Consider the following 13,355-nt stretch of genomic DNA (forward strand, 5'->3'; position numbering starts at 1 on the left):
GCGCGCGAGTTGTATCACGTCAAACCCTGACATCCGACACCTGACCTAGGAGACACCATGAACGACATGACCGACCTGACCGTTATCGAGATTGAACTGAAGGACGAGGAACGCCAGCCCTGCGAGGTCTGGACCCGGGTGATGGGCTACCACCGCCCCGTGGCCAGCTTCAACACCGGCAAGAAGGGGGAATACGCCGAGAGGCGCTTCTACAGCGAACAGGCATGCGGCCTGAACGGCTGAGTTCCCCTTCCCCGCAAGCGGGGGAGCACCCTGAAGGGCATAAAGGGTTAGGGGAGAGGTCCAGCCTCCGCGTCGGCGGCTTCATCCCCTTCACCACCACGGATTATCCCGGCCAGTTGTCCGCCGTGGTGTTCTGCCAGGGCTGTCCCTGGCGCTGCGAGTACTGCCACAACCCCCACCTGCTGCCGGCCGACGGGCCGGAAAGCCATGCCTGGAATGACATCCTGGCCTTCCTGGAAAAACGCCGGGGCCTGCTGGACGCGGTGGTGTTCTCCGGCGGCGAACCCACCTTGCAGGGCGGGCTCGCGCCAGCCATGCGCAAAGTCAAGGAAATGGGTTTCAAGATCGGTTTACATAGCGCCGGCATGTACCCGGACCGGCTGGCCCGGGTGCTGCCCCTGCTGGACTGGATCGGCCTGGATGTGAAAGCGCCCCGGGACGCCTATCCCCGCATCACCGGCGTACCCGGCAGCGGCGGGGCGGTATTCCAGAGCCTGGAAATGATCCTGGCCGCCGGCGTCGATTACGAGTTGCGCTGCACCTGGCACCCGGACCTGTTGTCGGATGCTGACCTGGAATGCCTGGGCCTGGAGTTGGAGGCCGCGGGCGCCAAGCGCCTGGTCTTGCAGGAATACCGCGCCGAAGGCTGCGCCCGTCCCTTGTCCGGGATTCGCGCAGCCCAGCTGGAAACGCCGGGGATAAGCGCCCTGGCGGGGATGGTCGAAGGGTTCTCCCTGCGGCTGGCCCAGTAGCGAATGACGAAATGTATTTGGAGTGAATATGTTGTTTCCGGAGTTCTTTGCCCAACTGCTGCCCATGACCCTGCGGGACCCTCTCGCGGAAACCCTGGGCGCGGCCCTGGGCGGTGTCATGGTTTATCGCTATGAGGATGTGGTGCGCCTGGCCGGGCATTCCTGCCCCACCGTGGCCGGGGCCTGGCTGATGGCCCGGCATGGCCTGGCCGCCCTTTACCCGGAGGAGTTGCCGGAGCGGGGGCGCATCCGCGTGGAATTGCGCGGCGCCCTGGATGCGGGTACCACCGGGGTGGTGGGCAGCGTGCTGGGCCTGGTAACCGGCGCGGCGGGGGAGGGCGGCTTCAAGGGCCTGGGCGGGCGCCATGTGCGCCGGGACCTGCTGGCCTATGGCGTGGACCTGCCGGGCGAAGTGCGTTTTACCCGTCTGGATACCGGCGCATCGGTGCTGGTTGAGTACCACCCGGAAAAGGTGCCTCCCTCTCCCGACATGCCGCCCCTCATGGCCCGGGTGGTGGGTGGAACCGCCGGGGAAGAAGAGCGGGAGTCCTTCGCCAAGCTCTGGCAGGAGCGGGTACGGCGCATCCTGGTGGAGCATGCCCAGGATCCCGAAGTGGTGGTGGTGCGGCCAGGGCATTGATCATGGATTCACCTTGCTCCGTGCAACTGCATGGCCTGTACGTGGGCCAGGTCCAGGTCTTCGGCCCAGCAGGCGAGCCCAGCGCCATCCGCAAGCATGCGGTCACCGATCTGTTGAAGGTCACCGTGTTCGGCCTGGAGGGGGACGCCCAGGCGGACCTCAAGCATCACGGCGGTCCGGACAAGGCGCTGCACCACTATCCCCTGGAACACTATGCCCTCTGGCGCGGCGAACTGCCGGAGCAGGCCGCTTTGTTCGCGCCCGGCGGTTTCGGCGAGAACATCTCCACCCAGGCCCTCACCGAGGATACGGTGTGCCTGGGGGACATCTTCACCCTGGGCAGCGCCGTGGTGCAGGTGTCCCAGGGGCGCAAGCCCTGCTGGAAGCTCAATACGCGTTTCGGCGTGGCCGACATGGCCCGGCGGGTGCAGGACACCGGGCGCACGGGCTGGTACTACCGGGTGCTTGAAGAGGGGGATGTGGCGGCGGGGGAGCCCCTCACCCTGGTGGAACGGCCTTGCCGGGACTGGCCTTTGTCGCGCCTGTGGCGGGTGCTGAACCAGTCGCCCGTCGACCGGGAGGCGCTGGCGGAAGTGGCTGCGTTGGAGGTGCTGGCCCCGGGCTGGCGGGAGACGGCACGCAAGCGCCTGGAGAGCGGGCAGCCGGAAGGCCTGAAACAGCAGTTCGGCCGGCTCTTCAATAAATAAAGCTCCGGAAGCCGGTAGCCTGGAGGAGCGTGGCGAGTCCAGGGTTGCGTTCCCGGACTCGGCCGTCGGCCTCCTCCAGGCTACGTCTGGCTCCGTAGGATTGGGTAGGATTTGGCGCGTCAGTTCTCAATGCCGGAATCGGCGTGGCAGGTGCAGTTGGGGCTGGTGGTGCCGTCACAGCACACGATCTTGCCCGCGCGGCAGCCGCACACGCCCTTGTGGCCCTTGCAGCAATCCGACTGGCTGACCTGGCTCAGGTGGATGGCCTGGCCGGGGGCGGGGCAGGCCTGCAAGGCGGTGTCTGCCCGGGTGGTCGTGATCGTGGAAGGCTGCATGGCCGCCTCGGCATTCTCCGCCCACGCGGGCATGGCCAGGGTGACGGAGAGGCAGGCGGCGATGATCAGGCTGAATAGGTGTTTCATGATCCCGGGCTCCTGTTGAGGTGTTTTCAATATACGTGATTGGCGTGGAGATTCTCGTAGGTTGGGCTGAGCGAAGCGCAGCCCAACACGACCATGTGCGCTTGCGTTGGGCTTCCTGCGCCAGCCCAACCTACGATGCAAGACTCTCCAGGGCTTCCTGCTGTTCCATCCATTCCGCCTCCAGTTGTTCCAGTTCCTTGGCCACCTGGGCCTGCTCATACAAGAACGCTTTCAGGCGGTCCTTGTTGACCTCCGCATAGATGTCCGGGGCGGCCAGTTCGCCGTCCAGTTCCGTCTTGCGGGCGTTTAGCCGGTCCATCTGTTCCTCCAGGCGCTTGATGCGGCTCTCGATGGGCTTCCTTTGGCTGGACAGGCGCTGGCGGGCCTCGGCCTCCTGGCGTTTCTGATCCTTGCGGTCCACCGCCTCCCGCAGGGGTGCGGCCGGGGTCGCAGCGGGCGTCGGCTCATTGGCGTTGCCGGCGGGTTTGCCCACCGGTTTTGCCAACTTCGTCTTGAACAGCCAGTCCCGATAGTCGTCCAGGTCGCCGTCGAAGGGTTTCAGGCCGCCGTCGGCGACGATGAGGAATTCCTCCGTGGTGGCCCGCAGCAGGTGGCGGTCGTGGGACACCAGCACCAGGGTGCCCTCGAACTGGGCCAGGGCCACGGTGAGGGCCTCCCGGGTCTCCAGGTCCAGGTGGTTGGTGGGTTCGTCCAGGAGCAGCAGGTTGGGGCGCTGCCAGACGATCAACGCCAGGGCCAGCCGCGCCTTCTCGCCGCCGGAGAAGGGGGCGATGGACGCGCTGGCCATGTCGCCGGCGAAGTTGAAGCCGCCGAGGAAGTTGCGCAGTTCCTGCTCCCGCACCGTGGGGGCGATCCTGGCCAGGTGCCACATGGGCGACTGGTCGTGCCGAAGCATCTCCACCTGATGTTGGGCGAAGTAGCCGATGGCCAGGCCCTTGCCCTGGGTCACCGTGCCGGACAGGGGGGGCAGGTCGCCCACCAGGGTCTTGATGAGGGTGGATTTGCCGGCGCCGTTGACGCCCAGGAGGCCGATGCGCTGGCCGGCCTGGAGGGTGAGGTTGAGGTGGGAGAGGATGGGTTTTGCCGCCACCCCGGCGGAAGCCGGGGTCCAGGAGTCTGTGGCGGTTTCTGGATTCCGGCTTCCGCCGGAATGACGAATCAGGTAGCCCGCCGTCACGTCCTCCAGCACCAGCAGGGGATTCGGCGCCCGTTCCGGCTCCCGGAACTCGAAGCTGAAGGCGGCGGCGGCGTGGATGGGGGCCAGTTCCTCCATCTTCGCCAGCATCTTCATGCGGGACTGGGCCTGCTTGGCCTTGGTGGCCTTGGCCTTGAAGCGGTCGATGAAGGATTGCAGGTGGGCCCGCTCCCGGCTCTGCTTCTCGAAGGCGGCTTGGCCCAGGGCCAGGTTGATGGCCCGCTGCTTTTCGAATTGGGAGTAGTTGCCGCCGTAGCGGGTGAGTTTCTTCTGATCGATGTGGGCGATGACGTTCACCACCCCGTCCAGGAAGTCCCGGTCGTGGGAGATGATGATCAAGGTGCCCGGGTAGCGCTTGAGCCAGTCCTCCAGCCAGAGGATGGCGTCCAGGTCCAGGTGGTTGGTGGGCTCGTCCAGCAGCAGCAGGTCCGAGGGGCACATGAGGGCCTGGGCCAGGTTGAGGCGCATGCGCCAGCCGCCGGAGAAACTGGACACGGGCATGGACATCTGGGCCTGGGAGAAGCCCAGACCGGTGAGGAGCTGTTCGCCCCGGGCCTTCACCGTGTAGGCGTCGGCATCCTGGAGGGCGGCATGGAGTTCGCCTATTTTGTGGCCGTCATGGGCGGCCTCGGCTTCCGCCAGTTCGTTTTCCAGCCGCCGCAGGGTGGTGTCGCCATCGATGGCGTAGTCCAGGGCGGAGCGCTCCAGGGCCGGGGTTTCCTGGGCCACGTGGGCAATGCGCCAGCGGGCGGGGAAATCCAGGTCGCCGCCGTCCGGGTGCAGCTCGCCCCGGAACAGGGCGAACAGGCTGGACTTGCCCGAGCCGTTGGCGCCGATGAGGCCCACCTTCTCCCCCGGGTTGAGGGTGAGGTCGGCGCTTTCCAGCAGGGGCTTGATGCCCCGGATGAGGGTGAGGGCCTGGAGGCGGATCAAATCAGGGCGCCGCCCATGTGCTCGCCCCGCTCGTACACCACGTGGGCGCGGCCCACCAGCAGGGGGTCCAGCAGGCCGATGCGCTCCGGATCCTTGTTGGTGTAGGGCAGCTTGTGCAGCACGTAGCGCAGGGCGTTGAGGCGGGCCCGCTTCTTGTCGTCGGACTTGATCACCGTCCAGGGGGCGTCGGCGGTGTCGGTGTAGAAGAACATGGCCTCCTTGGCCTTGGTGTAGTCCTCCCACTTGTCCAGGGAGGCCAGGTCGATGGGGGAGAGCTTCCACTGTTTCAGGGGGTGCACTTCCCGCTCCTTGAAGCGGCGGCGCTGTTCCTCCCGGCTCACGGAGAACCAGAATTTGATGAGGTGCACGCCGCTGCGCACCAGGTTGCGTTCGAATTCCGGCGCCTGGCGCATGAATTCCAGGTACTCGTCGTCGGTGCAGAAACCCATCACCCGTTCCACCCCGGCCCGGTTGTACCAGGAACGGTCGAACAAGGCGATCTCGCCGGAGGTGGGCAGGTTCTGCACGTAGCGCTGGAAGTACCACTGGCCCCGCTCCGTCTCGGTGGGCTTCTCCAGGGCCACCACGTGGGCGCCCCGGGGGTTCAGGTGTTCCATCATGCGCTTGATGGTGCCGCCCTTGCCCGCCGCGTCCCGGCCCTCGAACAGGATCACCACCTTCTGGCCGGTTTCCTTCACCCAGGCCTGGAGCTTGAGCAGTTCCACCTGAAGCTTGTACTTCTGCTTCTCGTAGTTCTTGCGGGACATGAGGTTCTTGTAGGGATAGCCGCCATCGCGCCAGCCTTCGGCCAGTTCCTCATCCGGGCTCAGTTGCTTGACGATGGCCGGTGCGGCGGGGCGCAGCAGGGCATTGCGCAGCACCTCCGCGTCCTCGGGGGAGGCGCCCTTCATGATGGCTTCCAGGGACTCGATCAGTTCATGGCTGGCGCCGCCAGCGTGGGCCAGAATGTCCTTCATCGCCACCACCTTGGCTTCCTGGGCGGCGCTCACCGACTCGTCCACCACGAATTTCTCCACGCCGGCCGCGTTCAGCCTGGGCGGAATATCACCGGCCTTGGCGCGGCGGGGATGGGCAGGGGCGGCAACACTGTCGCGGGATTTTGCGGCGGATTTACCGGCGGATTTCGTGGCCGGTTTCAGGGGAGGCTTGACCGCGGCCTTGGCTGGAGCGCGCGGCGTGGTCTTGGACACAGGTTTCGAGGGGGATTTCACGGGGTTTTTTTCCTGATTGCGCATGGATCTTCTCCTGTGCTGAACATTCGTACCGGCAACCAGCGTCCGGTACACCCAAAGCCAAAAACAATATGCCTAGTCGCCGGGCCTATCAAGCCTTCCCGAATGCCGGGCATGAACACTTGCATGAGGTGGAAGGCATCCGTTACCAAAGCACCGGGGGTGGGCAGCTGGAATGGGGCTGACTCCCAGCGAGCCGATATCCTGGCGGCTCGTCTGAAGCGGCCTGGGGTAATGGCTGCTATGCTGTGATGGCTATCACTTCGCCCATGGCAGTTCATGGCGGTGGTTGTCGTCCCACGGCCCCGGCCGTACGTACCCCGATGCCCAATAAACCTGAGAGGAAACACCATGAAGCGTTTGATGCCCCTGTTGTTGCTTGCCGCCGCCCCCGCCTTTGCCGCCGACCAGGCCCCCGCCACCCCCGAAGCCTGGGCGAAGAAGATGATGGATCCCACCCAGAATGCCTCCGCGTTCAAGGACCCCCAGGCTTTCATGGCCTGGTCCAACGCCATGATGAACCCTGCCACCAGCGCCGCCATGGCCAGCCAGGGCATGGACCCCAACACCTACATCCGCATGATGAGCGGCCTGATGAACCCCGCCACCCTGCAGAACTACATGCAGTTCGCCGACCCCTCCGTGGCCATGCGCTGGATGGGTGCGGGCATGGACCCCCGCTTCCTTACCGGCATGATGGGCATGGGCCTGAACCCGGCCATGTACACCAACATGATGGCGGCGCCCATGAATCCCCAGATGTGGGCCCCGGCCATGCAGATGCTGAACCCCTCCATGTACACCAACATGATGATGGCGCCTGTCAGCCCCGCCGCGGTCAACACCATGATGGCGCCCATGAACCCCCAGACCTACATGCAATGGATGGGGGCCGGCATGAATCCCCAGACCTACGGTACCTGGGGCCAGATGCTGGACCCGGCCACGCTGATGAAGCTGATGCCGGCCATGCCCGTGCCGGCCAAGTAAGCCTGCCCGGAACGGAAAAAAGGCCCGCTCATGCGGGCCTTTTCTCTTGCGCTACTGTTCCCCAGCCGTGCTTTACCAGGTGCTCATTTCTTCCTGGGTGGCAGCAGGTCGGTGATGGTGCCCTCCGCCATTTCGGCGGCGAAGCAGATCGTTTCTGACAGGGTAGGGTGGGCGTGGATGGTCAGCCCGATATCTTCCGCCGTGGCGCCCATCTCGATGGCCAGTACGGCTTCCGCGAGCAGTTCGCCGGCGTTGATGCCCACCAGGCCGGCGCCGATGACCCGGCCGCTTTCCTTGTCCAGGATGAGCTTGGTCATGCCCTCGGTGCGGGCGATGGACAGGGCCCGGCCGCTGGCGGCCCAGGGGAAGGCGCCTTTCTCGATCTCCAGGCCCTTGGCCTTGGCTTCCGCCTCCGTGACGCCCACCCAGGCCACTTCCGGGTCCGTGTAGGCCACGGAGGGGATCACCAGGGCCTGGAATTCCACCTTGTGGCCAGCGATGACTTCCGCCGCCACCTTGCCTTCGTGCACCGCCTTGTGGGCCAGCATGGGCTGGCCGACGATGTCACCGATGGCGAAGATGTGGGGCACATTGGTGCGCATCTGCTTGTCCACATCGATGAAGCCGTATTCATTGACGGCGACGCCGGCGGCTTCCGCGTTGATGGCCTTGCCGTTGGGGCGGCGGCCGATGGCCACCAGCACCCTGTCGAACGCCTGGGTCTCCGTCTTGTCACCGGCCTGGAGGCTGACGAGGATGCCGTCCTTCCTGGCTTCCATGCCGGTGACGCCGGTGTTGAGCAGGATCTTCTCGAAGCGCTTTTCCATGCGCTTGGCCAGGGGCTTCACCAGGTCGGCGTCGCAGCCGGGGATGAGCTGGCCGCCGCGCTCGACCACGGTGACCTGGCTGCCCAGGGCGTCGTACACCGTGCCCATTTCCAGGCCGATGATGCCGCCGCCGATGACCAGCAAGCGCTTGGGCACATCCGCCAGGGCCAGGGCGCCGGTGGAGCTCATGACCCGGGGGTCGTCGGGCTGGAAGGGGAGTTTGATGGCCTCGGAGCCGGCGGCGATGATGGCGCTGTCGAAGGAGATGGTCTTGGTGCCCTCCGGGCCTTCCACCATGAGGGTTTTGGGTCCGGTGAATTTGGCGAGGCCATGTACCACGGTGACCTTGCGCTGCCTGGCCAGCTGGGCCAGGCCGCCGGTGAGCTTGGCCACCACATCGTCGGCCTTCCAGGCCCGCAGCTTGTCCAGATCCACCTTGGGCTTGGCGAAGGTGACGCCGTGTTCCGCCATCTCCTCCGCCTCGGTGATGAGCCGGGCGGTGTGCAGCAGGGCCTTGGAGGGGATGCAGCCCACGTTGAGGCACACGCCCCCCAGGCTGGGGTAGCGTTCCACCAGCACCACCTGCTGGCCCAGGTCGGCGGCGCGGAAGGCGGCGGTGTAGCCGCCGGGGCCGGCGCCCAGCACCAGGACCTGGGCGTGGAGGTCGGCTGCGCCGGCCTGGGAATTGGGCAGGGGGGTGGTAGAAGGGGTGGTGGGGCTACTGGTTTCACCCTTCCCCCTTCCCCCTTCCCCCTTCACCGCCTCTGCTGCCAGCAGCAGCAGGGGCGACCCCTCGGAGACCTTGTCGCCCACCTTCACCAGCAGTTTCTCCACCACGCCGGCCTGGGAACATGGGATGTCCATGGCGGCCTTGTCGGACTCCACGGTGATGAGGGAGGCGTCCTTGGCCACGCTGTCGCCCACGTTCACCAGGATGTCGATGACTTCCACATCCTTGAAGTTGCCGATGTCCGGGACCTGGATTTCTATGCTTTGGCTCATGGTTTGAGGCCTGAATGGTGAAATGTGAAAAGTGAAACGTGAAATGCGGGGACGCTCAGTAGGATTTTACATTTCACCTGAGGCTGCGAGCCGAGTCACTTTTCACGTTTCACGAGTCTAGAGCAGCAGCCGGCGCACGTCGGACAGCATGGCGCGCAGGTGGCTGGTGAAGCGGGCGCCGTCGGCCCCGTCGATGACCCGGTGGTCGTAGGACAGGGACAGGGGCAGCATCAGCCGGGGTTCGAAGGTCTTGGCGGCCTTGTTCCACACCGGTTTGTAGTCGGCCCGGGATACCCCCAGGATGGCCACTTCCGGGCAGTTGATGATGGGCGTGAAGGCGGTGCCGCCGATGCCCCCCAGGCTGGAGATGGTGAAGCAGCCGCCCTGCATGGCGTCCACCTTGAGCTTGCGCTCCCGGGCCAGCTCGGACAGTTCCGCCAGTTCCTTGGCGATGTCCATCACGTCCTTCTTGTTCACGTCCCGGATCACCGGCACCACCAGGCCGTCCGGCGTGTCGCAGGCGAAGCCCACGTGGAAATACTTCTTCAGCACCAGGTTCTCGCCGTCGGGGGCCAGGGAAGCGTTGAAATTGGGATAGGCCCGCAGGGCGTTGACCACGGCCTTCATGAGGAAGGCCAGCAGGGTGAGCTTGACGCCCCGCTTGGCGGCCTCGTCCAGCATGGACTTGCGGAAGTCCTCCAGGTCCGTGATGTCCGCCTCGTCGAACTGGGTCACGTGGGGGGCGGTGATCCAGTTGCGGTGGAGGTTGGCGCCGGACAGCTTCTTGATGCGGGACAGGGGCTGGGTGTCCACATCGCCGAACTGGGTGAAGTCCACGGCCGGGGCCGGCGGGATGGCGATGCCGGAGGTGCCGCCCATGCCCTCGCTGCGGGGTTTGGCCAGCTCGCCCTTGACCCAGGCCTGCACGTCTTCCTTGGTGACGCGGCCCCGGGGGCCGTTACCCTTGACCCGTGCCAGGGTATCCCCCTCGATACCCAGTTCCCGCGCAAAGCGGCGTACCGCCGGGCTGGCGTGGGCCGGCTTGCCCGCCACGAATTCCACATGGGCGGCAACCGGGTCGGGGCGGTGCCTGGGGGCGATGGTGGCCGGGGCCTCGGCCACGGGGTGGGTGGGGGCCGGCACCGCCGCCACGGTCTCGGCGGCGGGCGTGGTGAAGGACTTCACCACCGGCGCGGCGGCGGTTGGAACTGGTTTTTCCTCGCTGGCGCCAGCGGCGTCCAGCAGCAGGACCAGGGAACCGGCGGAGACCTTGTCACCCACCTTGATTTTCAGTTCCTTCACCGTGCCGCCGAAGGGGGCGGGGATATCCATGGCGGCCTTGTCGGACTCCACGGTCATGATGGAATCGTCGGCGGCCAGGGTATCGCCAACCTGGGCCATGATCTCGATGATCTCGACGTTCTCGAAGTTGCCGATGTCGGGGACGAGGACTTCTTTGATGCTCATGCGCGGATCTCCTGAAGGGCCGCCCCGAAGGAGGTCTCGCTCCCCCTCGGGGGGAAGCAAACAAAGAGAGCTAGGGGGTGGTTCATCTCGTCTCCTTACACGTTGACCGGGTTGGCCCGGTCGGCGTCGATGCCGTACTTCTGGATGGCTTCCGCCGCCTTGCTGGCGGGCAGCACTCCGTCGTCGGCCAGGGCCTTGAGGGCGGCCAGCACCACGTAGCGGCGGTCCACCTCGAAGAAGCTGCGCAGGGCCTCCCGGGAGTCTGATCGGCCGAAGCCGTCGGTGCCCAGGGTGACATAGCGGCGGTGCACATAGGGCCGGATCTGGTCGGCGAAGGCCCGCATGTAGTCCGTGGAGGCGATGACGGGGCCCTCGGTGCCGTCCAGGCACTGCTCCACGAAGGAGCTCCTGGCCTTCTTGTCGGGATGCAGCAGGTTCCAGCGATGGGCTTCCTGGGCCTCGCGCCGGAGCTCGTTGAAGCTGGTGGCGCTCCACACGTCGGCGGCCACGCCCCAGTCGGCTTCCAGCATTTCGGCGGCGGCCATGACCTCCCGCAGGATGGTGCCGGAGCCCAGCAGCTGAACGCGGGGCAGGGCTTTCTTACCTTTACCCTTTACCCTTCCCCCTTCACTCAGTTGGTACAGCCCCTTGAGGATGCCCTTCTCGGCGCCCTTGGGCAGGGCGGGATGGCAGTAGTTCTCGTTCATCACGGTGATGTAATAGAACACGTCCTCCTGCTCCTGGTTCATGCGGCGCAGGCCGTCCTGGATGATGACCGCCAGTTCGTAGTGGAAAGTGGGATCGTAGGAGACGCAGTTGGGGATCATGGCCGCCTGCAGGTGGCTGTGGCCGTCCTCGTGCTGCAGGCCCTCGCCGTTCAGGGTGGTGCGGCCGGCGGTACCTCCCAGCAGGAAGCCCCGGGCGCGGGAGTCGCCGGCGGCCCAGGCCAGGTCGCCGATGCGCTGGAAGCCGAACATGGAGTAGTAGATGTAGAAGGGCACCATCTGCACGCCGTTGGTGCTGTAGGAGGTGGCGGCGGCCAGCCAGGAGCTGAACGCGCCGGCCTCGTTGATGCCTTCCTCCAGGATCTGGCCACCCTTGTCCTCCCGGTAGTACATCACCTGGTCGGAGTCCACGGGCTCGTAGAGCTGGCCCACGGAGGAGTAGATGCCCACGGTGCGGAACAGGCCTTCCATGCCGAAGGTGCGGGCCTCGTCCGGGATGATGGGCACCACGTGGCGGCCCAGGGCCTTGTCCCGCAGCAGGCTGGTGAGGATGCGCACGAAGGCCATGGTGGTGGAGATCTCCCGCTCCCCGGTGGCCTCCAACATGGCCTGGAAAGCGGCCAGGTCCGGCACCTTCAGGGCCTCGGCCTTCTCGCGGCGGGTGGGCAGGTAGCCCCCCAGGGCGGCGCGGCGGGCCTGGAGGTACTTCATTTCCGGACTGTCCTCCGCCGGGCGGTAGAAGGGCAGGTCCTCGATCTGGTCGTCGGCGATGGGGATCTGGAAGCGGTTGCGGAAGGCCTTCAGATCCTCCGTGGCCATCTTCTTGGCCTGGTGGGTGGGGTTCTGGGCCTCGCCGGAGGCGCCCATGCCATACCCCTTCACGGTCTTGGCCAGGATCACGGTGGGCTGGCCGGTGTGCTTCACCGCCGCCGCATAGGCCGCGTAGACCTTGTGGGGGTCGTGGCCGCCCCGGTTCAGGCGCCAGATGTCCTCGTCGGACATGGCCGCCACCATCTCCTTCAATTCGGGATACTTGCCGAAGAAATGCTCCCGGGTATAGGCGCCGCCCTTGGCCTTGAAGTTCTGGTACTCGCCGTCCACGCACTCTTCCATGCGCTGGCGCAGCAGACCCTTGCTGTCCATGGCCAGGAGGGGATCCCAGTAGGAGCCCCACAGCACCTTGATGACATTCCAGCCAGCGCCCCGGAAGGCGGCTTCCAGTTCCTGGATGATCTTGCCGTTGCCCCGCACCGGGCCGTCCAGGCGCTGCAGGTTGCAGTTGATTACAAAGATCAGGTTGTCCAGCTTTTCCCTGGAGGCCAGAGTGATGGCACCCAGAGTTTCCGGCTCATCGGTCTCGCCGTCCCCCAGGAAGGCCCAGACGTGGCGGCCGGAGGTGTCGGCGATGCCCCGGTCATGCAGATACTTGAGGAAGCGGGCCTGGTAGATGGCGGTGATGGGACCCAGGCCCATGGACACCGTGGGGAACTGCCAGAAATTGGGCATCAGCCAGGGGTGGGGATAGGAGGACAGGCCGTCGCCGCCGGTCTCCTGGCGGAAATTCGAGAACTGTTCCTCGCTGATGCGGCCCTCCAGGAAGGCCCGGGCGTAAATGCCGGGGGCGGAGTGGCCCTGGAAATACACCAGGTCCCCCTCATGATCGGTATCGGGGGCGCGGAAGAAGTGGTTGAAGCCCACGTCGTACAGGGTGGCCGAGGACTGGAAGCTGGCGATGTGGCCGCCCACGCCAGGGGCCTTCTCGTTGGCGCGCATGACGCAGGCCACCGCGTTCCAGCGGATCAGGGCCTTGATGCGACCTTCCATGGCCACGTCCCCCGGGTGCTTCTCCTGCAGGTGCACCGGGATGGAGTTCACATAGGCGGTGGTGGCGTTGTAGGGCAGGTAGGCGCCGGAGCGGCGGGCCTTGTCGATAAGGCGCTCCAGCAGGTAATGGGCGCGTTCGACCCCTTCCTCTTCAATGACGGCGGCCAGGGCGTCCAGCCATTCGCGGGTTTCCTGAGGGTCGATGTCAGGGATGGAGTTAGGCATTGATGGAAGTCTCCGTTGGTGTTCGGTCATGCCCGAGTGCATTGGTCGGGAACGGGCATCTATCAGCGGATGCTAATGGATAGGGGTTTCGTGGAACAATGTCTCTGAAGGCGGGCGAATTATCTAGGC

Annotated in this window: 11 protein-coding genes; 5 read left to right on the forward strand and 6 right to left on the reverse strand. The window is 65.8% G+C overall.

Annotation, left to right across the window (positions count from 1 at the left end):
- The first annotated feature begins 66 nt into the window (after nt 1-66).
- The 4 genes from H6935_00405 to H6935_00420 are packed head-to-tail and all read left to right on the forward strand — an operon-like array spanning nt 67 to nt 2,342.
- The gene (locus H6935_00405) at nt 67-243 is read left to right on the forward strand and encodes a hypothetical protein (protein MCP5276810.1); all 177 of its coding nucleotides are present in this window, start codon (nt 67-69) and stop codon (nt 241-243) included.
- Complete coding sequence (locus tag H6935_00410; GenBank protein MCP5276811.1) at nt 225-995, forward strand: anaerobic ribonucleoside-triphosphate reductase activating protein; 771 nt, start codon at nt 225-227, stop codon at nt 993-995. Before H6935_00405 ends, H6935_00410 begins: the two co-directional genes overlap by 19 nt.
- Before the next feature lie 28 nt (nt 996-1,023).
- Complete coding sequence (locus H6935_00415) at nt 1,024-1,635, forward strand: hypothetical protein (GenBank protein ID MCP5276812.1); 612 nt, start codon at nt 1,024-1,026, stop codon at nt 1,633-1,635.
- Nucleotides 1,636-1,637: 2 nt separating this feature from the next.
- On the forward strand, nt 1,638-2,342 hold the full coding sequence (locus tag H6935_00420) for an MOSC domain-containing protein (GenBank protein ID MCP5276813.1): 705 nt from the start codon (nt 1,638-1,640) through the stop codon (nt 2,340-2,342).
- Between the two features lie 119 nt (nt 2,343-2,461).
- On the opposite strand, the gene H6935_00425 is transcribed toward H6935_00420, so the two are convergent.
- From H6935_00425 to ppk2, 3 genes are all read right to left on the reverse strand, one after another.
- On the reverse strand, nt 2,462-2,764 hold the full coding sequence (locus H6935_00425; protein ID MCP5276814.1) for a hypothetical protein: 303 nt from the start codon (nt 2,762-2,764) through the stop codon (nt 2,462-2,464).
- A 130-nt stretch (nt 2,765-2,894) separates the two neighbouring features.
- Nucleotides 2,895-4,913 carry an ATP-binding cassette domain-containing protein gene (locus H6935_00430; protein ID MCP5276815.1) on the reverse strand — a complete coding sequence of 673 codons (2,019 nt, stop codon included), beginning with the start codon at nt 4,911-4,913 and terminating at the stop codon, nt 2,895-2,897.
- Nucleotides 4,910-6,169, reverse strand: coding sequence for a polyphosphate kinase 2 (gene ppk2, locus H6935_00435; protein MCP5276816.1), 1,260 nt, complete (start codon nt 6,167-6,169; stop codon nt 4,910-4,912). The genes H6935_00430 and ppk2 overlap by 4 nt, the downstream gene beginning before the upstream one ends.
- A 348-nt stretch (nt 6,170-6,517) precedes the next feature.
- Between ppk2 and H6935_00440 the strand changes: the two genes are divergently transcribed.
- Nucleotides 6,518-7,156 (forward strand): hypothetical protein, encoded by a 639-nt coding sequence (locus tag H6935_00440; protein ID MCP5276817.1) that lies wholly within the window; start codon nt 6,518-6,520, stop codon nt 7,154-7,156.
- An 83-nt stretch (nt 7,157-7,239) separates the two neighbouring features.
- On the opposite strand, the gene lpdA is transcribed toward H6935_00440, so the two are convergent.
- From lpdA to aceE, 3 genes are all read right to left on the reverse strand, one after another.
- Nucleotides 7,240-8,985, reverse strand: a complete 1,746-nt coding sequence (gene lpdA / locus H6935_00445) for a dihydrolipoyl dehydrogenase (protein ID MCP5276818.1) — start codon at nt 8,983-8,985, stop codon at nt 7,240-7,242.
- A 117-nt stretch (nt 8,986-9,102) separates the two neighbouring features.
- A complete protein-coding gene (aceF, locus tag H6935_00450) occupies nt 9,103-10,452 on the reverse strand; it encodes a dihydrolipoyllysine-residue acetyltransferase (protein ID MCP5276819.1) in 1,350 nt (449 codons plus the stop codon).
- Between the two features lie 95 nt (nt 10,453-10,547).
- A complete protein-coding gene (gene aceE, locus H6935_00455) occupies nt 10,548-13,226 on the reverse strand; it encodes a pyruvate dehydrogenase (acetyl-transferring), homodimeric type (protein MCP5276820.1) in 2,679 nt (892 codons plus the stop codon).
- Between the last annotated feature and the right edge of the window lie 129 nt (nt 13,227-13,355).

The organism is Thiobacillus sp. (genome assembly GCA_024235835.1).
GTDB lineage: Bacteria > Pseudomonadota > Gammaproteobacteria > Burkholderiales > Thiobacillaceae > PFJX01.